At 48.9% G+C, this 20,025-nt stretch carries 14 protein-coding genes, 1 tRNA gene and 1 riboswitch; of the genes, 5 read left to right on the plus strand and 10 right to left on the minus strand.

What is annotated here, in order from left to right; all coding sequences use genetic code 11:
- Positions 1-190 precede the first annotated feature (190 nt).
- The 6 genes from ACTHSN_RS00005 to metK all read right to left on the minus strand — a co-directional run bounded on the left by ACTHSN_RS00005 (position 191) and on the right by metK (position 6,065).
- Complete coding sequence (locus ACTHSN_RS00005) at positions 191-1,015, minus strand: undecaprenyl-diphosphate phosphatase (protein WP_107792448.1); 825 nt, start codon at positions 1,013-1,015, stop codon at positions 191-193.
- A 44-nt stretch (positions 1,016-1,059) separates the two neighbouring features.
- A complete protein-coding gene (locus ACTHSN_RS00010; RefSeq protein ID WP_107810874.1) occupies positions 1,060-1,701 on the minus strand; it encodes a thiol:disulfide interchange protein DsbA/DsbL in 642 nt (213 codons plus the stop codon).
- A gap of 11 nt (positions 1,702-1,712) precedes the next feature.
- Complete coding sequence (locus ACTHSN_RS00015) at positions 1,713-2,801, minus strand: SPOR domain-containing protein (RefSeq protein ID WP_107810865.1); 1,089 nt, start codon at positions 2,799-2,801, stop codon at positions 1,713-1,715.
- Positions 2,802-2,955: 154 nt separating this feature from the next.
- Entirely contained in the window at positions 2,956-4,452 is a 1,497-nt protein-coding gene (locus ACTHSN_RS00020; protein WP_295710140.1) for a YifB family Mg chelatase-like AAA ATPase, read from the minus strand.
- A gap of 13 nt (positions 4,453-4,465) precedes the next feature.
- Positions 4,466-4,786, minus strand: a complete 321-nt coding sequence (locus ACTHSN_RS00025) for an accessory factor UbiK family protein (protein WP_003684455.1) — start codon at positions 4,784-4,786, stop codon at positions 4,466-4,468.
- A gap of 109 nt (positions 4,787-4,895) precedes the next feature.
- Positions 4,896-6,065: a methionine adenosyltransferase gene (gene metK, locus ACTHSN_RS00030; RefSeq protein ID WP_049351011.1), complete on the minus strand. Its 1,170-nt coding sequence runs from the start codon at positions 6,063-6,065 to the stop codon at positions 4,896-4,898.
- Positions 6,066-6,238: 173 nt separating this feature from the next.
- Positions 6,239-6,349: riboswitch (SAM-I-IV-variant riboswitch) on the minus strand.
- Positions 6,350-6,457: 108 nt separating this feature from the next.
- Between metK and ACTHSN_RS00035 the strand changes: the two genes are divergently transcribed.
- Positions 6,458-7,339, plus strand: coding sequence for a lysophospholipid acyltransferase family protein (locus ACTHSN_RS00035; RefSeq protein WP_440364980.1), 882 nt, complete (start codon positions 6,458-6,460; stop codon positions 7,337-7,339).
- A gap of 48 nt (positions 7,340-7,387) precedes the next feature.
- Here the strand turns inward: ACTHSN_RS00035 and ACTHSN_RS00040 are convergent.
- Positions 7,388-7,464 (minus strand) — tRNA-Pro (locus ACTHSN_RS00040).
- A 199-nt stretch (positions 7,465-7,663) separates the two neighbouring features.
- Between ACTHSN_RS00040 and recC the strand changes: the two genes are divergently transcribed.
- Together recC and ACTHSN_RS00050 are read left to right on the plus strand one after the other, a co-directional pair.
- The gene (gene recC / locus ACTHSN_RS00045) at positions 7,664-10,963 is read left to right on the plus strand and encodes an exodeoxyribonuclease V subunit gamma (RefSeq protein WP_440364981.1); all 3,300 of its coding nucleotides are present in this window, start codon (positions 7,664-7,666) and stop codon (positions 10,961-10,963) included.
- 3 nt (positions 10,964-10,966) lie between these two features.
- Positions 10,967-11,473, plus strand: coding sequence for a thioredoxin family protein (locus ACTHSN_RS00050; protein ID WP_070645421.1), 507 nt, complete (start codon positions 10,967-10,969; stop codon positions 11,471-11,473).
- A gap of 114 nt (positions 11,474-11,587) precedes the next feature.
- Here the strand turns inward: ACTHSN_RS00050 and lapB are convergent, their stop codons facing one another.
- Both lapB and ACTHSN_RS00060 read right to left on the minus strand, forming a co-directional pair.
- Positions 11,588-12,757 (minus strand): lipopolysaccharide assembly protein LapB, encoded by a 1,170-nt coding sequence (lapB, locus tag ACTHSN_RS00055; RefSeq protein WP_440364982.1) that lies wholly within the window; start codon positions 12,755-12,757, stop codon positions 11,588-11,590.
- A 25-nt stretch (positions 12,758-12,782) separates the two neighbouring features.
- The gene (locus ACTHSN_RS00060) at positions 12,783-13,106 is read right to left on the minus strand and encodes a LapA family protein (RefSeq protein WP_070589943.1); all 324 of its coding nucleotides are present in this window, start codon (positions 13,104-13,106) and stop codon (positions 12,783-12,785) included.
- A 218-nt stretch (positions 13,107-13,324) separates the two neighbouring features.
- On the opposite strand from ACTHSN_RS00060, the gene ilvE reads away from it, so the two are divergent.
- On the plus strand, positions 13,325-14,323 hold the full coding sequence (gene ilvE / locus ACTHSN_RS00065; RefSeq protein WP_285070809.1) for a branched-chain-amino-acid transaminase: 999 nt from the start codon (positions 13,325-13,327) through the stop codon (positions 14,321-14,323).
- A 1,067-nt stretch (positions 14,324-15,390) separates the two neighbouring features.
- Positions 15,391-17,631: a right-handed parallel beta-helix repeat-containing protein gene (locus ACTHSN_RS00070; protein ID WP_440365024.1), complete on the plus strand. Its 2,241-nt coding sequence runs from the start codon at positions 15,391-15,393 to the stop codon at positions 17,629-17,631.
- Positions 17,632-17,723: 92 nt separating this feature from the next.
- Here ACTHSN_RS00070 and metE read toward each other — a convergent pair whose 3' ends face one another.
- Positions 17,724-20,000 carry a 5-methyltetrahydropteroyltriglutamate--homocysteine S-methyltransferase gene (gene metE, locus ACTHSN_RS00075; RefSeq protein ID WP_293206156.1) on the minus strand — a complete coding sequence of 759 codons (2,277 nt, stop codon included), beginning with the start codon at positions 19,998-20,000 and terminating at the stop codon, positions 17,724-17,726.
- Positions 20,001-20,025 lie beyond the last annotated feature (25 nt).

Raw genomic sequence — 20,025 nt, forward strand, 5'->3', positions numbered from 1 at the left:
GAGTCGTTGACGGCGGTAGTGTGCGGGAAGATGAAGGTGAAGGGAAGCTGTACGGACGGTGAGGAGATATTTAGGGGTAATGATGCGGAGTGTAAACCATTTGGCGCATAGGGTGGTCGTCTGAAGGGATAAAAGAAAAAAGGGCAAAAGAAAAGGACGTGTGTGGACACGTCCTTTGGGGGGAGAGGGGTTATTCGCTCCAGCTGACCCAGCCCAGCATCCAAGTAAGGAGAATCAGACCACCAAATACGATGCGGTAGTAGGCAAAAGGCACATAGTTTTTACTGGAGACAAATTTCAGCAAAGCTTTTACTGCCAATAAACCGGCGATAAATGCTGCGATAAAACCGATGGTAATTTGTCCGACATCTTGCAAGGTAAAGAGTCTGTAGTTTTTTAAGATGTCGTAACCTGTTGCCGCAATCATCATCGGCACGGCAAGGAAGAATGAGAATTCGGTAGCTGTTTTACGTTCCAGCCCCCACAACATACCGCCCATGATGGTACTGCCTGAACGTGATGTACCAGGGATAAGGGCGCAAATTTGGGCGCATCCTACAACAAATGCGTCGATTGGGCGCATATCATCTACATGATTGACTTTAGGTTTGGCTGTTACTTGGCGTTTTTCAACCCATAAAATGAAGAAGCCACCGAGTACCAGCATGGTAGCAACAGTAATTGGGTTGAAAAGGTGTAATTTAATTTGTTTGCTGAATAATAGACCCACAATTGCGGCAGGTATGAAGGCAATAAATAAATTCAGTACAAAGCGATTGGCTGTCCGTTCTTTACCGAGTCCTTTTATGATATGGGTAAATCGTTGGCGGTATTCGAATACGACGGCTAATACGGCACCGAGCTGGATAGCAATTTCAAATACTTTTCCGTTGCTTTGAAAGTTCATTAAGTTACCGAATACAATCAAGTGACCGGTACTGGAAATAGGGAGAAACTCGGTTAAACCTTCGATAACACCGAGAATAAGTGCTTTGAATAAAATCAGAATGTCCATAAGTTTTCAGACGGCCTTGAGGCCGTCTTTCTTTTGTTGATTAGTTAAAGTGGTTTTGAGGATTGTTCGCGGCGGACTTTGACGATGAGCTCGTCTATGGTTTTCATACCGGCTTTCCAGTCGGTACCGTTGAAATTGACTTTGTATTTACCACCGACGATGACAGTTGGTGTGTTTTCAATTCGATAAGTTTCCGTCAATTGCTGCATTTTTGCAGCAGCCGATGCGGCAGTAGGACTGTTATAGGCTTGAAGCAGTTTTTGACTGTCAAAACTCGTCTGTTTACCCACCCATGATCGGAATACATTGGTATCAGCCAGGTTGATTTTTTGTTCGTAAACTGCTTTGAAGATGACTGGATTGGCTTGATATTTCAAACCTGAAAGATTAACGGCAGCGGCTACTTTGGCCAAGCCTAACATTTCAGGCATCCAAACGACGTGTTCTGTCCGCAAGGAAACATCTTTGGCAAAGGTTTTGCTGTGTTGCAACAAAACTGGATCGAGATGGTAACAATGGACGCAGAAGTAGCCGAAAAATTCTAGCACTTCAATTTTTCCAGCTTGTTGCTGCGGAATAGGGCGACTGAGGACAGTATAGTCCACGCCCTCGGTAGCAGCCTGCGCACTCAGACTGAGCAGGCTCAGGCTGAGTGCGGCAATGGTTTGTTTTATACGCTGCTTCATCAGTGATTCCATTATTTGGTAGAACGAATCAAGCTATTGATATTATGGCCTTGCAGGTTTTTTTGCAGTTTTACAGCGGCTTCCTGCGGCATGGTGTTACTTTGAACTCGGTAAATGGTTTTGTCGCCGTTTTGCGATTCAACCACTTTGGAAGAAACACCTAAAATAGCCAGTTTGGCACGTTGTGAGTCTGCGCTGGAGCGGTCTGCATATGAACCAAGTTGCAGGAAGGCTTTTTTACCGCTGTTGGCAGTCGCTTCGGCTTTTTCTGCTGACTGTTTACTGCTTTCTTTTGTTGCAGAGGCATTTGCGGCTTTACGTGCTTTTTCGATGCTGCCGCTGTTGAGGATTTGCTCAGGTGTCGGCTTGTTTTGCTTTTTGGCTTCAGCCGCTTTTTTCTCGGCCAATTTGCGCTCGGCACGCTCTTTTTGTTTGGCAGTCAGCTGGTCGGCTGCTTTTTTGTCTTTGGTAACTTTATCGGCAGCTTCTTTTTCTGCGCGTTTTTTCTCTAACTCGGCTTTTTTCTCAGCCAGTTTTTTCTTAGTAGCTTCTTTTTCTGCTTCAGCTTTTGCAGCTTTTTCTTTGGCTTCGCGTTCGGCTTTATCGGCAGCAGTTTTGTCTGCTCTTTCTTTGGCTTCACGTTCGGCTTGTTCGGCGGCGGCTTTTTCAGCTTTTTCTTTAGCTTCGCGTTCGGCTTTATCAGCAGCGGCTTTCTCTGCTTTTTCTTTAGCTTCACGTTCTGCTTGTTCGGCTTTTTCCTGAGCTTCTTTTTCCGCTTGAGCTTTTTCTTCAGCTTCTTTGGCAGCTTTTTCAGCCTCTTCTTTAGATTTTACTTCTTTCTCTGCCGCTTCTTTTTCTGCTTTGGCTTTTTCTTCATCTGCTTGGGTAGATGAAGTGTCGGTAGCTGGGCGTTTCTCTGCTTTGTCCTGAGGTTTCAGGATTTCAGGTTCTTCGCTTTGTTTAGGCTGAGTCAGCTCTTTGAAAACGTTTTGGTTGCCTTGGTTCAAGAAGAACAAAATACCGGCAATAATACCTGTTGCCAGTATTAGGCCGAAAAAGAAACCGGACAAGCCTTTACCATATTGTGTAGATTTTTTCATGACTTACCTTGTAATAATGTGTTCAGACGGCCTGAAGTGAGACTGTCTGAGTTTGGATTCGATATTTTATCAATAACCGTTATAGACGGCAAAATCCTGATGCTTTGTTTACTCTAGTTTTACTTAAACATAAAGATTCAGGCCGTCTGACAAGTTAAAGGGCGCGACGGAAGCCGATGGCTTTCATCACATGGGTTTTGCTGACTTCTTCGTCGCCTGCCAAATCGGCCAGCGTACGGGCGACGCGCATGATACGGTGGAAACTTCGGGCGGAAAGGGACAGTTTTTCGAGCATGGTTCCCAAGGCTTCTTGCGCTTCTTTTTGGATGCGGGCTTTGCCATCGAGCTCGCCGACACTCAGTTCTGCATTGACTTTGCCTTGCCGGTTGTATTGGATTTTGCGTGCGGCGGTAACGCGTTCCAATACGGTAGCACTGGATTCGCCTGCCTCTTGTTGCATCAACTCGGCAGCGGAAAGGCTGGGTACTTCGATAGTTAAATCAATACGGTCGAGCAATGGCCCTGAAATTTTGTTGCGGTAGCGGGCAACGCTTTCAGGCGTGCAGCGGCAAGGTTTGGACGGATGGCCAAGATAGCCGCAAGGGCAGGGATTCATGGCGGCGACGAGCTGGAACTTGGCCGGATAAACGGCTTGGCGTGCGGCGCGGGAAATATGGATTTCGCCGTTTTCTAAAGGTTCGCGCAACACTTCTAATACTTTACGGTCAAACTCGGGCAATTCGTCTAAAAACAACACACCGTGATGCGCCAATGAAATTTCGCCCGGACGCGGGTCTGAACCACCACCTACCATAGCAGCCGAGCTGGCGCTGTGATGAGGGCTGCGGAAAGGACGGTTGCTGTCGAGTTGCTGTTGATGGTTGGGCAGGAGCGAACGCAATGCCCATACTTCGACTAATTCGTCTTCGGTCAAAGGAGGAAGGATGCCAGGCAAACGTTGCGAAAGCATGGATTTGCCCGTTCCTGGCGGCCCCATCATCAACAAGCTGTGTCCGCCTGCCGCTGCGATTTCCAAGGCAAGGCGGGCAGTATGCTGGCCTTTAACATCGGCTAAATCAGGAATTTTACTTTGTTCAGACGGCCTTTGCGTCAGCTTGCATTCGGTTTGTGTCAACGGTTCGATGCCGTTTAAATGCGCGGCCACTTCGCCCAAAGAACGCGCACCATAAACCGCGATACCGCGCATAACGGCAGCCTGTTCGGCATTTTCTTGCGGCAAAACGAACGAACGGCCTGCCTGCATTCCCTGCCATGCCATGGCCAGCGCGCCGCGTACGGGACGCAGCAAGCCGGACAGCGCCAATTCTCCGGCAAACTCATATTGGGTGAGCTTTTCAGGGTTGATTTGTCCCGATGCGGCAAGAATGCCTAAGGCAATAGGCAAATCGAAACGGCCGGATTCTTTTGGGAGGTCGGCCGGTGCGAGGTTGACGGTAATTTTCTTGGCGGGAAAGTCGAAGCCGCTTTGGATAATGGCGGCACGCACACGGTCGCGGCTTTCTTTGACTTCAGTATCGGGCAAACCGACGATATTGAAATGTGGCAAGCCGTTGGCAAGGTGGGCTTCCACTTCGACCAACGGCGCATTCATGCCGCTTAAGGCGCGGCTGTAAACCAAAGCAAGCGACATGTTTCAGACGGCCTTATTCGGCAGCTTCGGTTTGTTGTTTGATTTCGGCAACAGCTTCTTCCGCAGCGGCTTCGGCAGCTTTCAAAGCAGCTTCTTCAGGCTCTTGAGCAGCTTCGAGTTTGGCCAAACGGGCTTCCAATTCGGCCAGTTTGGTACGGGTTTTAATCAAAACCTGTTGTTGGATGTCGAATTCCTCACGGGTCACCAAATCCATGCGGTTGAACGCGCTGCCGAGCATGGCTTTAACGTTTTTCTCCATGTCTTTGGCAGGGCTGTTGGCGATGGTTTCGCTGATTTTGGAGCTGACTTCTTCAAAAAGTTGTTTGCCGAACATAATCCGTATCCTTTATTCAGAATGTATATAGAAATTCAAGTGGCTATTGTATAAGGAAAAAGGCCGTCTGAAAACGTTTTGCTTTTCAGACGGCCTCAAATGCGGAAGTTTACACGCCTGCGGCTGCTTTTAATGCGGCTGCTTTGTCGGTGCGCTCCCAAGTAAATTCAGGCTCCTCACGGCCGAAGTGGCCGTAGGCGGCGGATTTGCTGTAAATTGGGCGCAGCAGGTCGAGCATTTGGACGATGCCTTTAGGGCGCAGGTCGAAATGTTCGCGAACCAGGGCAATCAGTTTTTCTTCGCTGATTTTGCCGGTACCGAAAGTATCGATGGAAATCGAAGTCGGTTCGGCAACGCCGATGGCGTAGGAAACTTGGATTTGGCATTGGGTTGCCAAACCGGCGGCGACGATGTTTTTCGCAACATAGCGGCAGGCGTAAGCGGCGGAACGGTCCACTTTGGACGGGTCTTTGCCGGAGAATGCGCCGCCGCCGTGCGGAGCTGCGCCGCCGTAGGTATCGACGATGATTTTACGGCCGGTCAAACCGCAGTCGCCTTGCGGGCCGCCGATAACGAAGCGGCCGGTCGGGTTGATCAGGTATTTGGTTTCGTCGGTCAGCAGTTCAGACGGCAGAACCGGTTTGATGATGTGTTCGATCACGGCGTTTTTCAGCTCTTCGTAACCGATAGACGGATCGTGCTGGGTAGACAGGACGACGGTGTCGATGCGTTTTACTTTGCCGGTTTCGCTGTCGTAAACCACGGTCAGTTGGGCTTTGGCATCAGGACGCAGCCAAGGCAGGCGGCCGTCTTTGCGCAATTCGCTTTGGCGTTGCATCAGGCGATGGCTGTAATAGATGGCAAACGGCATCAGGGTAGGGGTTTCGTCGCAGGCATAGCCGAACATCAAACCTTGGTCGCCCGCGCCTTGATTCAAGTCGATGCCTTCGCCTTCGTTCACGCCTTGGGCGATGTCCGGAGATTGTTGGTCGTAGTACACGCCGACTGCGCAGCCGTTGGCGTCAAAGCCCAGCTCGGAGGAGTTGTAGCCGATGCGTTTGATGGTTTCGCGTGCGACTTTGATGTAGTCCACTTGGGCGGTGGTAGTGATTTCGCCTGCCAATACGCACAAGCCTGTGTTGACCAAGGTTTCTGCAGCGACACGCGCTTTGGGGTCTTGCGCCAAGATGGCATCCAAAATCGCATCGGATACTTGGTCGGCAACTTTATCCGGATGGCCTTCGGATACCGATTCGGAAGTAAACAGATATTCGCTCATTGCTATTCTTTCATTAAAAACAGGCTGCTGTGTTTTCAGACGGCCTTTTATTTCGGACAGCGGAAATCATAACAAAAACTCCGCTTTTTCTCTATACAAGTGAGAAACATTCGCACTTGTCTGCTGTTTCGGAATCCTGTTGCGCGTTTCTTACAGGCAAAAAAATTCCCGCATTAAGCGGGTTTGGATTGCTCTGGCGAGCCACATCGGTTTTTCAACCGTCCACCTTACCTTTCTTTCTGAAAAGCAGGTTGGCATGGAATTCCCAACTCTTAATGCAGCGCGGATAGTAGCAGAAAAGCAGGTGTGCCGCAATATATTTGCCCGACGTCTGTTTTGTTCAGACGGCCTGTTTCGTTTACAATCTATCCACTTCATTTTGGTAAAACCTTATGCAAACGCTTGTTACCTTTGTTTTTAAATTTTTGGCCGCGCTGCCTTTGGCTTGGTTGCACAAATTAGGCAACCTGCTCGGCAGTTTGGGTTTCCGCGTGCTGTCGAAAGATCGCCGGCGTGTTTTCGAAAACATGACACTTGCCGGTTTGAACCCGACGGACGAGGCGGTAAAAAAAGTTTTCCGTGAAACGGCAAAAGGCGGCTTGGAATTGCCGGTGGCGTTTTTCAGACGGCCTGAGGAAATTGAAAACCTGTTTGTCAGCGTCAACGGTTGGGAACATGTTCAGACGGCCTTGAGCGCGGGTGAAGGTTTGCTGTTTATCACGCCGCACATCGGCAGCTATGATTTGGCCGGCCGCTACATCAGCCAGCAGCTGCCGTTTCCGCTGACGGCGATGTACAAGCCGCCGAAAATCAAGGCATTTGATGCGGTAATGCAGGCAGGGCGCGTGCGCGGTAAAGGCAAGACTGCACCGACCAGCATTCAGGGCGTCAAACAAATCATCAAAGCGCTGCGCGGTGGCGAAGCGACCATTGTGTTGCCAGACCATGTGCCGTCTCCGGAAGAAGGGGGCGACGGCGTGTGGGTGGACTTTTTCGGCAAACCTGCCTACACCATGACGTTGGCAGGCAAGCTGGCGCAAGTCAAAGGCGTGAAGGCTTTGTTTTTCTGCGGCGAGCGTTTGCCCGACGGTAAAGGCTTTGTCTTGCATATAGAGCCTTTGCGCGGCGAGTTGAACGGCGATAAGGAGAACGATGCGCGCGTGATCAATGAAAATACCGAATATTGGATACGCCGTTTTCCGGAACAATATTTGTTTATGTACAACCGCTACAAACATCCTGAAGGCGCGCCTTTCCCGCCGCCGGAAGTATAGGCTTGCCGAATGTAAAAAACCTGCTTGGACTCAAGCAGGTTTTGTATTTGGTCGGAATGAGAGGATTCGAACCTCCGACCCCTTCGTCCCGAACGAAGTGCGCTACCGGGCTGCGCTACATTCCGAATGTGGGAAATTATAGGATAGGAGAAGCCGGTTTGTACAGGGGTCGATAAATAATTAATAATTGGCTGCCGATGGGTTTGTTTTAGGCCGTCTGAAGCGATGTGTTTCAGACGGCCTGTGTTTTTGTTTGCCGCTTCTGCTGAAGCATTTGTCCTAATGGCATTATAATGTGGGCAATTGTTTTTTAGATTGTCTGCTATGTTTTATCTTTATCAGTCCGACCGTTTGGAAGCGCTTGCCGAAATGTGCGCGCATATTCATCAGGCCTTGCCCTTGGATTCTGTATTGGCGCAGGAAGAAGTGGTGGTGCAGAGCCAGGGGATGCGGCGGTATCTGAATGTGTTTTTTGCGCGCAAACTCGGCGTGGCGGCGAATTTGAAGTTCAGCCTGCCTGCCGGTTTGGCGTGGCAGCTGATGCGCAAATTGGTTCCCGATGTGCCGCCGCTCAGTCCGTTTTCGCCTGAAGTCATGCGCTGGCGTTTGCTGGATTTGTTCCGCAGCGAAGTGTTTCAGACGGCCCCGGAATACGAAAACGTACGCCTGAAGCTGGAAAGTTATTTGCACAGCTCGGCATCGGCAGATTATCAGCTTGCTGGACAAATGGCCGATATTTTCGACCAATATTTGGTGTACCGCCCGGATTGGATTGATGCGTGGCAGGCTGGTAAGCTGCTGGGTTTGGGCGATGATGAGGATTGGCAGGCGCGGCTGTGGCGTTATTTGGACGATGGCAGCCAATCTGCGCCGCACCGCGTGGCCTTGTGGGAAAAGCTGTTGGCACAGTTGGATAAATCGGTTTTGCCGCAAAGGTTGTTTGTATTCGGCATTTCGACAATGGCACCGATGTATCTGCAACTGCTGCACCAAATTTCCAAGCATTGCGATGTATTTGTGTTTGCGCTCAATCCGAGTAGCCAATATTGGGGCGAGGTCATCGACGAGGCGCAGATTTTGAAAAGGGGCGATGAGGCGGATTTGTCGCAGGCAGGGCATCCGCTGTTGGCTTCTTTGGGCAAGCAGGGGCGCGATTTCTTTGATTTTCTGTTGGAAGTGGAAACTGAGCAGGATATTCAGGTTTATGAAGAGGGAAAAGACGATACCTTGTTGCATTGCCTGCAAAACGATATTCAAAACTTAATCATGCCGTCTGAACGCTTGTATCAACAGGAAGAAGGCGAAGCAGGCGCGCAGCCGACTTTGTTTCAGGTTCACGATGCGGACGGCAATCCAGTGTGTGTCGAGCCGGACAAGCTGCTGAACGACGGCTCGGTCAAAATCGTTGCGGCACACAGCCCTTTGCGCGAATTGCAGATTTTGAAAGAAGAGCTGTCGCTGGTGTTGCAAAAAAATCCCGACTGGCAGCCGCACGATATTGCCGTGTTGACGCCGAACATTGAGCCGTACAGTCCGTTTATCGAAGCTGTTTTCGGACAGGAGCAGGCAGGCAGCCAGGCTTTGCCGTATTCGATTTCGGATGTGAAACTCAGCCGCCGTCAGCCGTTGCTGTATGCTTTGGCGCAAACTTTGGACTTGCTGGAGAGCCGGTTTGAAGTAGACAAGGTTTTGCCTTTGCTGGAAAGCCGGTTGGTGCTGCAACGCTTCGGTTTGAGCGAGGAAGATGTGCCACTGCTGCATGAGACTGTTGCCGGATTAAATGTGCATTGGGGTTTGGACCAAACCATGCGCGAGGGCAAAGACAACCTCTTTACTTGGCAACAGGCGGTAGAGCGTTTGGCCTTGGGCTGGATGCTGCCCGAAGGCGGCAACGGCATGTGGCAGGGCGTGAGCGCGTGGCATAGCAACGTCAACCAGTTGGACGTGTTCAGCGGTTTTGCCGAATTTGTCCGTACTTTGGCCGATATGGCGGCGCAATGGCAAGAGCCTGCCAATGTGGAAAGCTGGGTGCAGCGTTGTCGCGATTTGTTGGAGAAACTGTTTGCTCCGGATACGGACGACCAATACGCCAAGCAACAGTTTGAGCAATCTTTGGCGAAATGGCAGGAAGAGGCGCAGTTGGCCGAATTTGACGGATTGTTGCCGTGTAAAACCATTATCCGCCATATCCGCCGCTTTTTGGACAGCGAAAGCCAAGCCGGATTTTTGAGCGGTGGCATCACTTTTTGCAGTATGGTGCCGATGCGCAGCCTGCCGTTTAAAATGGTTTGCCTGTTGGGTTTGAATGACGGCGATTTTCCGCGCAATACCAAAGCGGCAGTGTTCGACCTGATTGCCAAGCATCCGAAAAAAGGCGACCGCGCCCGCCGCGACGACGACCGTTATCTTTTCCTTGAAGCCTTAATCAGCGCACGTGAAATGCTGTATTTGTCTTATATCGGCCGCGATATACGCAATGATGCCGAGTTTGCGTCGTCTTCGTTAATCAGCGAACTACTGGATACCATTGCCGCCATGACAGGGAAAAGCGGGCGCGAGTTGTCGGAGAAATGGGTGAAACATCATCCGTTGCAGGCGTTTTCACGCCGTTATTTCCAAAAGGACGCGCTTTCAGAGGGCCTCTTCAGTACGCGCCAAGATTACGCCGATGCGTTGAACCAACCGCAAGCGGAAGCGCAGCCGTTTTTCCTTGAGGCTTTAAGTCAGGAAGAGCCAGACAAGACCATTCATCAAGGCGAGCTCATCAGTTTTTGGCGTAATCCTGTCAAAGTTTGGCTGAAGAAAAATTTAAGCTGGGATCAGCCGTATCTGGACGGCGCATGGGAATCTGCCGAACCGTTTGAGCCGCAACATGAAGGTCGGATTGCCGATGCCTATTTGGATGCGCGGCGCAAAGGGGAAGACTTTGAAGATACGGCCATTCGGCTGAATGCAGAAAGCCTGATGCCGGTAGGCGAGTTGGGCAGTTTGTGGCAGAAGCAGTATCAAATATCTGCGAAAAACGTGGATGCCGAGCTGATACGCAGTAACAAAAGGCCGTCTGAACCTTATGAAGAACACTTTGACGATTTGGTTTTACAAGGCACCATCGGCAATCTTTATGAGTGCGGCCGCATTGTGTTCCTAAATCAAAAAGACAATGCACCCAACCGCATTGCCCGTTTATTGGAGCATTTGATTTTTTGCGCCATCGCCCCTAAATCCGTTGAAAGCCGACAAACCTATATTGTCAGCCTGGGACAGACCGAAACCTATGCCGCCATCGGGCAAGAGGTGGCGAGGGCACTTTTGAAAGAATGGTTGGTATATTTCCGAATCGGACAAAATACCCCCTTGCCGTTTTTTGCCAAAACCAGCCTTGCCGCTGCGGAGGAGTACAACAAGAAAGAGGATTGGGATGCTGCCTTGAGAAAAGCCCATGAGGTTTTTAACGGCAACAAAATGAGCAAAGGGCAGAAAGAATATACCGAAGTGAAGCTGGTGTTTGGCCATTCGGACGAATCGCCTCTTGATGAGCCGCTATTTGAAAACCTCGTCGTCAATCTGCTTGTTCCGCTTTTGACCGGTGTGGCAGGGAAAACCGATACAACAGAACAGGAGTAAAGCATGGCCAATTATGCAGAATATTTGGATTTTGATACTGAAGAAGACAAATTGAAACAGCAGCAACTCTATCAGGCAACCGAGCTGTCGGCGCAAACGGTAGCGGCGGTCAAAAAGATCAGCCGTCTGCAAAACTGGCTGCTTGCCGCTGCGCCATATTGCCCTGATTGCCGCGTGTTTGTGCCGTTTATTCAAAAAATGACGGAGTTGAATCCCAATATCCGCGTCAACTATATTGCCCGAAACGATTTTGGCGACAGCAGCCGTTTTGAGAATCCGCGCCAACAGGAAATCGTCCGCGCCAATCAAAAAATTCCTGCGCTGTTTTTGATGGGTCATGAAGAGGAAGGGCCTGTGTTTAACGAGTTTCCGCAAGTGGTGTTAAACCAAATTGCGGCAGATGAAACCCGTCGCACAGAATTGCGCGATGCGTACCGTGCAGGCGAGTTTAATGCCGATATTGAGGCTCAGATTGTAGCGGCGTTGGCATGGGCAGGGCAGCGTTGTTGACAGATATTGCTGGTGTGTACAGCCATGTTTTGAACCGCTTTGATATTTTGTTTCGTAATAAAAAGGCCGTCTGAAAAGATTTCAGACGGCCTTTTTTTAATGCTTAACGCTTGATCAAATCTCGATTTTATTCGGCGTAAAGGTTTGCCATTTATTGCAGGCAGGGCAGTGCCAGAAGAAGACTTGGGATTTGAAGTGGCAGTTGCGGCAGCGGTACATGACGCTTTTTTGCAGCTGGCGGCCGATAATCGAACGAATCATATCGGCATCGGCTTTCCACTCCGGATTCATATTGCTGAGTTTCAAACCAAGCAGGCGGTACACGCCGTTGAGGTCGGGTTTTTGGCGGACGAGTTCGACAGCGATTTGCGCCGCTTCGGTTTCGCCCTTAAGCAACAGAGCTTTCTCGTAGATGACGTTGATCAGGTCAAGCTCGGGGAAGGTTTGCATATAGCCGATAAGGCGGTTGAGGCCTTCTTCCTGTTTGCCTTGCGCGGCATAGGCTTCATAGAGTTTCTCGCCGACCATGCTCAGATAGGCGTGGTTTTGCTGCTCGATGGCGGAATACGCTTCCACTGCGGCAGGGAAATTGCCCTGACGGTATTCGATGTCGCCGAGGATGATGTTGGCGCGTGTACATTTTTTGTTGGCTTCGAGTGCTTTGCCGATGTTGTAGCGGGCGGCATCGAAGTTGGATTTGAACAGCGCGGCTTGGGCAATTTCGCAATAGAACTGGGCGATTTCAAACTGGTAGGTTTGTTCGTCATGGCTCAAGAGCTGTGCCATCTCGATGGCTTTTTCCCAATCACGATCCTGTTGGTAAATGCTCAAAAGGTGTTGGCGGGCTTCGCGTGCCATATCGCCTTCCTGCAAACCGAGGAAGATTTGTTCGGCACGGTCCACCAAGCCTGCGCTTTGGTAGTTTTGCGCCAATTCAAAAAGCACGCGCGCGCGTTTTTCGTTGACGGTGTCGGGCGAATCGAGCAGGGCGCGGTGCATATTGATGGCTTTATCGTTTTCGCCGCGTTGGCGGTAGAGTTTGCCCAAAGTCAGGTTTAAGTCGTATGACTGCGGCTGCTGGTCAATCACTTCCGCCAATTCACGCGCGGCACGGCCGCTGTTGCGGTCAACGAGGGCATCAAGGCTTTTGTAAAACCCTGCCGGTATGCTTTTGGCCTGTTTCAGGACGGTCTTCATATCGACGCGCGCGGCAAACCAGCCCATAGCGAAGAAAACGGGGAGGAGGACGATGGGCAGTAAGATGACCCACAATTCATTGTCCATGGTATTCCTTTATTGATTGGTGGCGTTACGCTTTAGGAGTGGTTTCGGAAGTCGTTGCCGGTGTCTCGGTTTTGACTGGAGTCAGGTCTTTTTCGGAAAGGTGGGCGTGTTTTTTCACTTCGGCGCGCAGACGGTTGTTTTCGCTGCGCAGGGACAACAGACGGCCGAAGAGGGCAAACATACCGAACACGATGCCGATAATAAATGCACCGAAAAGCACGACAATCAGCGGCAGATTGATGTTTTGGCCAGGCAGGTAGAAGAAGGATACGGTGTGGGTATTGGTGATGGCCAGCAGGAGGAAAACAAGAAGAATCAGGATTTTGATGATGGTAGAGATGAGTTTCATGGGTTACTCCGGGTTGGCTGCGGTTGGGGCAGGCCGTCTGAAAAATGGTATCAGTTTAAACGATTTGCCGGATTTCGGATAGGACGGCATGTTTCAGACGGCAGGGGGACGGTGTCTTTATGCTGACGGGTACTTGTCAAACCTATATTGAAAGGCGTATTGTTCAGTCTTTAATTAATTAATTTATTTTGCACATCAGAATAAGAAAGGCAATCATCATGAGCAGACCAGTTCCAGCCGTATTCGGCAGCGTTTTTCACGCTGAAATGCCCGTTATCGCTTATCGTGAAGGTAAATGGCAACCGGTAGAATGGCAATCTTCCAAAGACCTGACACTCGCCCCCGGCGCACATGCTTTGCATTACGGCAGCGAATGTTTTGAAGGTTTGAAGGCATTCCGTCAGGCAAACGGCAAAATCGTGATGTTCCGCCCGACCGCTAACATCGCGCGTATGCAGCAAAGCGCAGATATTCTGCACCTGCCGCGTCCTAAGACAGAGGCTTATTTGAATGCTTTGATCGAATTGGTCAAACGTTCCGCCGAGGAAATCCCTGATGCGCCTGCCGCTTTGTACCTGCGTCCGACTTTGATCGGTACCGACCCTGTGATCGGTAAAGCCGGTTCTCCTTCCGAAACTGCTTTGCTGTACATTCTGGCTTCTCCTGTCGGCGACTATTTCAAAGCCGGTTCGCCCGTTAAAATCTTGGTGGAAACCGAACACATCCGTTGCGCCCCACATATGGGTCGTGTGAAATGCGGCGGCAACTACGCTTCCGCCATGCCTTGGGTGTTGAAAGCCAAAGCTGAATATGGTGCAAACCAAGTGTTGTTCTGCCCGAATGGCGATGTTCAGGAAACCGGCGCGTCTAACTTTATCCTGATTAACGGCGATGAAATCATTACCAAACCGTTGACCGACGAATTCTTACACGGCGTTACCCGCGATTCTGTACTGACTGTTGCCAAAGATTTGGGCTACACTGTTACCGAGCGCAACTTTACTGTCGACGAGCTGAAAGCCGCGATTGAGAATGGTGCGGAAGCGATTCTGACTGGTACGGCTGCGGTTATTTCTCCGGTAACTTCTTTCGTGATTGATGGCGAAGAAATCGAAGTGAAGAGCCAAGAGCGCGGTTATGCAATCCGTAAGGCGATTACCGACATTCAATACGGTTTGGCAGAAGACAAACATGGCTGGTTGGTCGAAGTTTGTTAAATAGAACGCATTCAATAAAAAAGGCCGTCTGAAATATTTTTTCAGACGGCCTTTTTTATTGGATTTTAGAGAGGGAAGATAAATAATAAAATGCTAAATTTTACAAACAAACGGTAGCATTTTAAGATAATCGGTATATAATGCGCAATTATGTTGTAAAAATACACATTGAAAATATCGAATTTTATTGATTTTTCGATGAAGTTAAAAACATTTATAGATATTTATTTTGTAAATTTAGTTAAATGGGAAATGCTAAAAACATATTGTGTTAGAATTCCCCTCCTTTTTGGCTTCGCGGTATTAACTCTGTCACGCCAAAAAGAAAAACAATGCAAGATAAAACCATTTTTATTTTGCTATAAAAATCAAAAATAACTTAACTTTGGATGAACTAATTAATTAAAAAGGGACTCTGATACATTTTCCGTCAAAAATAACCGGACACATGGTACGCGGACAGATTGCCTATAAAAGCCATCCAAGGGTTCTGTCCAAACACCATTACCGTTTTCAATCAGAAAATCGGCAGAAGGGGAAACGCTGCCGAGTTTCTCAAAGTGGCTAGCTTTATACAGGCAATTGCTGTTACGACAGAATCCGTCTTACCTCTTTATTCATCGAACTTTTTTGTTGCACGCTTGTGCGGTGGAAAAGGACGATATTTGATACAAGGAAATACGCTGATTATGTCACATAAACTTGCCCCTCTTGGCCGTACCCATATCCGTCAAGGCTCCTCAACTCCTGAAACCACTTCCGAATCATCTTCTCCTCTAAAAGAATGGATACACACCCAAAATTTTGGGGGAAGTCCGTCTGTTTTTCCTGAACCCAAGCAATTAAGCGGTAAAAATACTGTAACGAGAGATGCGGTTCATGTGGCTGAGGCGGCAAGATTGAACAGTACCTCATCATCTTCAGACGGCGTTGTAACAAAAATGCGTGTCGTACGGGCCAGTGTTGCTTCTGCAAGTAGCGTTTCTGGTAAAAATACCATTGCGTCTAAAGTAACGGACAAACAGGTTGTTTCAAAAGAGCCGGTAAACAAACCGGTTAATCAATCGATGGAAAAAATTTTGGCTGAAAAGCAAAAAAAATACGAAGAGGCTAAAGCAAAAAAAATAGCCGAAGCCGCCACAGCCAAAGCAAACGCCGTCGAGCATGCAAAAGAAGCGCATAAAGCAGCAGTCGAAAAAGCGATTGCAGAGCGTAAAGCCAAACAAGACGCTGCCCGCAAAGAAAAAGAGGCAGAAGACAGAATTGCCGAAGGAAAAAAAACAGTCGAAATTGTGCATAAAAAGATTTTGAACGATTCAGACGGCCATAACAAAGTCGTGAGCGTTTCTTCCGGCAAAAAAACAGCCATGAGTCACGATAGCCACCTCAGTTCAGTCAAAGAAAACAAAATTGACGATTATGCCGAAAGCAGGGCCGGTGTCTCTGGAAAATACCGCGTGTATCAATCTAAAGAGTATGGTAATTATGTTCGTGTGAATGATTTTGGTGCCGATGCGCAGGGTAAAAAGGACAGCCTTCAGGCATTTAAAGCGGCTTTAGAGGCGGCTCATAAAGAAAAAGCCATGGTCTTCTTGGATGGTACCTACTATATTTCCAACCAGATTGTGATGGATAAAACCGTTTCCGGCGCACGCGGTTTGTTTGGTTCGGGGATGGGTAAAACCAAAGTAACGTTTGATAAGGCGCAGACAGGCGTGTTCAATCCGAACACCAACCATGATGACATTCGCCAATTTGCCGGTATCTTGATCGATGGACAAAACAATAAAACCATTGCCAACTTGTCGGTTCAATATACCAACCCTGATTTTTACCGCAAAGGCTTAAGCTATTTTGGCAAGGTAAACGGCATTTTGGTGAACGATGCGGACAATACTTTAATCAGTAAAGTAGAGGTTTCCGGTGCCAATCGTGCTGGTGTGATGTTCACGTCGACCGCTTCTTTGGAAAAGGAAAAAGGTCAAAAGCTGACCTTTAAAGAGCGCGTACAAAGCGGCGAAATTGATGAAAAATATGAAGCGCTGCCTTTGGGTGAAAACAACCGTATTGTTGATTCGTATCTGCACCACAACCGCGTTGCCGGTGCGCTGATCGGTTTCCAACAAAACTTTATCGGCGAGGGCAACCGTTTGGATTGGAACGGCCACGAAGCGGATGGCGGTACCGGCTACGGTATGGCTGTGGTTGCGGGCAGCTACAATTACGGTGTCACATACCGTAAAAACACGACCAACCACAACTACCGCAAAGGCTTGGATGTGCATGATGGTACAGGCATTGTCATTGAAGACAATGTGTTAACAGGTGACCGGCTGTATGGTATTGCTGCTTACAACCGCCAGTTTTCTATGGATAAAGTCAAAATTACCGGCAATACCATTATCCAAGACCCGAGCTTCCGTTTGAATGTTGATGATGACTTGGGCAAGTACTATCACATGTATTCAGGGATTCAGGTGCAAACCAATACCCAATACAAAGATTTGCACTCGGCTAACAAAGGCTATTTCGATATCAGCAATAATGTCATTAAAAATCTGACGGTTTATCAAAACAATATTCAGACTTACGCGATTGAGTTCCGTAACCATGAAAGCAAAATGGATTACACGCTCAATATGGCAAATAACAAGATCAGCGGCGAATCCACCAAATATCTGATTGCCGTCATCAACGATACCTACGACCGCGTTTTATCTAAAAACGGCATTGGCAGCGGTACTATTACCATTAGCGGCAATGATGCCGATATCGGCAAGATTATGAAAGGCGCAGTACCGGTTTATGTGGAAGAACACCATGGCAATGTCGCTATGCATGGTGCGGTGACAATTCACAACAACAAAATTTCCGTGCGTGAAAAATCTGACGGCTATGTCGAATTTGCTTATTTGAAAAGCAATGCCAAAGAGTACAACATCACTAATAACACATTGAAACTTGGTGGTGCCCTAGATGATGTTTTGGTAGACGTATACAGTACCAACCCTAAGGGCAAGGCATCTTTAAATGTAGCCAACAATAAAATCATGACGGACATCAAAGACGAACTGTATGATTCATGGCTGCGCTTTGAAAATAACATCAAAACGTATTCAGAAGGCAATAGCCATAATGGTGCAGCACTGACAAAGGTGAATACGACCGGCAGTAAAGTTGCCTTGAGCGATATCTTGTCAGAAGCAAACTATATTGTCGCAACAACTAAAGATGCTGTGTATCACCATACTAAGAATGTGTATACATCAGGAGTGGAAGAGCATCATACAACGACAGGGATTTTGTAAGCTGTTGAAGCTGTAATCTTTATGGTCTAAATATCGATAAATAAAAAAAGGCCGTCTGAAAATTTTCAGACGGCCTTTTCATCTAACTCACATTATTTAGCCAGTTCGGCACGCAGTTTGTGGGTTACGTTCATCATCACTTGGAGTTGTTCCAGAGTTTCTTTCCAGCCACGTGTTTTCAGGCCGCAGTCTGGGTTAACCCACAGACGTTCAACCGGTACAACCTCGATGGCTTTGCGCAACAGGTGCTCAACTTCAGCTTCAGTCGGTACGCGTGGGCTGTGGATGTCGTAAACACCTGGGCCGATGTCGTTCGGGTATTTGAACTCGCCGAACGCAGTCAAGAGCTCCATGTCGGAACGTGAAGTTTCGATGGTGATGACGTCAGCGTCCATGGCGGCGATGGCAGGCAGGATGTCGTTGAACTCAGAGTAGCACATATGAGTGTGGATTTGGGTGCTGTCTTCGCAACCGGTAGAGGACAGGCGGAAAGATTCACCGGCCCAGTTCAGGTAGGCATCCCAATCGGCACGTTTCAAAGGCAGACCTTCGCGGATGGCAGGTTCATCAATTTGGATGACTTTGATGCCGGCTTTTTCCAGGTCCAATACTTCGTCGTTCAGAGCCAGTGCGATTTGTTTGCACACGGTAGAGCGAGGAATATCGTTGCGGACGAAAGACCATTGCAGAATGGTTACAGGACCGGTCAACATACCTTTCATCGGGCGTTTGGTCAGGCTTTGAGCGTAAGTAGACCAAGCCACAGTCATGGCTTCAGGACGGCTTACGTCACCGAAGATGATAGGTGGTTTAACGCAGCGTGAGCCGTAGCTTTGTACCCAGCCGTATTGGGTGAATGCAAAACCGCTCAACAGTTCGCCGAAGTATTCAACCATGTCGTTACGCTCAGCTTCGCCGTGTACCAGTACGTCCAAGTCCAGTTTTTCTTGCTCTTCAACCACCAAGGCGATTTCTTTTTTCATCGCAGCTTCGTAATCGGCGGCAGACAGTTCGCCTTTTTTGAAGGCTGCGCGTGCTTGGCGGATTTCGGTAGTTTGAGGGAAAGAACCGATGTTGGTAGTCGGCAGCAGAGGCAGGTTCAACCATGCTTGTTGCGCTTTGATACGGTCGGCAAATGGAGATTTGCGTTGGTCTGCGTTGGCAGGCAAATCGGCCAGGCGTTTGGCAACGTCTGCACGGTGGATTTCGCTGCTGTTGGCACGGGAGTCGGCAGCAGCTTGGCTGGCAGCCAGTTCTTCGGCAACGGAATCACGACCTTCGTTTAATGCGGCTTTCAGAACGCGCAATTCTTGGGTTTTTTGCAGGGTGAATGCCAACCAAGAGTACAGGTCAGGTTTGTTGGCTTTCAGTTTTTCTTCAACTGACAAGTCAAATGGAGTGTGCAGCAGAGAGCAAGAGCTGGAGATCCACAAACGGTCGCCCAGTTTGGCTTGCAGAGGCTCAACAGTTTCCAAAACTTTGTTCAGGTTGGCGCGCCAAATATTGCGGCCGTCGATAACGCCGGCAGACAGAACTTTGTCGTAATCGGCAAATGCGTCCAGTTGCTCAGGAGCGCGTACCAAGTCGATGTGCAGGCCGTCAACAGGCAGGGATTTCAGCAAAGCAGCGTGTTCGGCAACAGAACCGAAGTAAGTGCTCAACAGGATTTTGGCGCTTACTTTGCTCAAAGTAGCGTAAACGTCTTTGTATGCTTCTACCCATTCTTTAGGCAGGTCGACAGTCAAAGCAGGCTCGTCGATTTGAATCCACTCGGCACCTGCTTCAATCAAAGCAGTCAGGATTTCAACGTAAACAGGCAACAGTTTAGGCAACAGGCTCAGACGGTCGAATTCAACAGCGCCTTTTTCTTTACCAACCCACAGGAAAGTCAACGGACCAACAACGGTCGGTTTGGCTTTCAGGCCCAAAGCTTTGGCTTCTTGCAGCTGTTGAACGTAGTGTTTGGCGTTGGCTTTAAATTCGGTATCGGCGTGGAATTCAGGCACCAAGTAGTGATAGTTGGTGTCGAACCATTTGGTCATTTCGATAGCGAATTGGTCTTTATTACCACGGGCCAGTTGGAAGAATTGTTCCAAAGACAGGTTTTGGCTGTCGAAGCCGAAACGGGCAGGGATGGCACCGGTGGCAACTTGCAGGTCGAGGATGTGGTCGTAGAAAGTGAAATCACCTGCAGCAACGAAATCAGCGTTGGCAGCAGCTTGGTGTTTCCAGTTTTTCTCGCGCAAGTCTTTAGCAACAGCCAGCAATTCTTGCTCGCTGATTTCTTTGCGCCAGTATTTTTCTTGTGCGAATTTCAATTCGCGGAAGGCACCGACGCGCGGGAAGCCTGAAAAATGCAATGTTGTCATGTTAACTCTCCTAGTTGGAATTTTT

The organism is Neisseria sp. P0009.S010 (assembly GCF_051958545.1).
GTDB lineage: Bacteria > Pseudomonadota > Gammaproteobacteria > Burkholderiales > Neisseriaceae > Neisseria > Neisseria subflava_A.

What these genes read in the sequence shown, in the direction of transcription:
- metE (WP_293206156.1), bottom strand. Translation starts at nt 20,000, where the DNA reads ATGACAACATTGCATTTTTCAGGCTTCCCGCGCGTCGGTGCCTTCCGC.
- recC (WP_440364981.1), top strand. Translation starts at nt 7,664, where the DNA reads ATGTTTTATCTTTATCAGTCCGACCGTTTGGAAGCGCTTGCCGAAATG.
- ACTHSN_RS00035 (WP_440364980.1), top strand. Translation starts at nt 6,458, where the DNA reads ATGCAAACGCTTGTTACCTTTGTTTTTAAATTTTTGGCCGCGCTGCCT.
- ACTHSN_RS00020 (WP_295710140.1), bottom strand. Translation starts at nt 4,452, where the DNA reads ATGTCGCTTGCTTTGGTTTACAGCCGCGCCTTAAGCGGCATGAATGCG.
- ACTHSN_RS00015 (WP_107810865.1), bottom strand. Translation starts at nt 2,801, where the DNA reads ATGAAAAAATCTACACAATATGGTAAAGGCTTGTCCGGTTTCTTTTTC.
- ilvE (WP_285070809.1), top strand. Translation starts at nt 13,325, where the DNA reads ATGAGCAGACCAGTTCCAGCCGTATTCGGCAGCGTTTTTCACGCTGAA.
- ACTHSN_RS00060 (WP_070589943.1), bottom strand. Translation starts at nt 13,106, where the DNA reads ATGAAACTCATCTCTACCATCATCAAAATCCTGATTCTTCTTGTTTTC.
- ACTHSN_RS00050 (WP_070645421.1), top strand. Translation starts at nt 10,967, where the DNA reads ATGGCCAATTATGCAGAATATTTGGATTTTGATACTGAAGAAGACAAA.
- ACTHSN_RS00010 (WP_107810874.1), bottom strand. Translation starts at nt 1,701, where the DNA reads ATGAAGCAGCGTATAAAACAAACCATTGCCGCACTCAGCCTGAGCCTG.
- ACTHSN_RS00005 (WP_107792448.1), bottom strand. Translation starts at nt 1,015, where the DNA reads ATGGACATTCTGATTTTATTCAAAGCACTTATTCTCGGTGTTATCGAA.
- ACTHSN_RS00025 (WP_003684455.1), bottom strand. Translation starts at nt 4,786, where the DNA reads ATGTTCGGCAAACAACTTTTTGAAGAAGTCAGCTCCAAAATCAGCGAA.
- ACTHSN_RS00070 (WP_440365024.1), top strand. Translation starts at nt 15,391, where the DNA reads ATGGAAAAAATTTTGGCTGAAAAGCAAAAAAAATACGAAGAGGCTAAA.
- lapB (WP_440364982.1), bottom strand. Translation starts at nt 12,757, where the DNA reads ATGGACAATGAATTGTGGGTCATCTTACTGCCCATCGTCCTCCTCCCC.
- metK (WP_049351011.1), bottom strand. Translation starts at nt 6,065, where the DNA reads ATGAGCGAATATCTGTTTACTTCCGAATCGGTATCCGAAGGCCATCCG.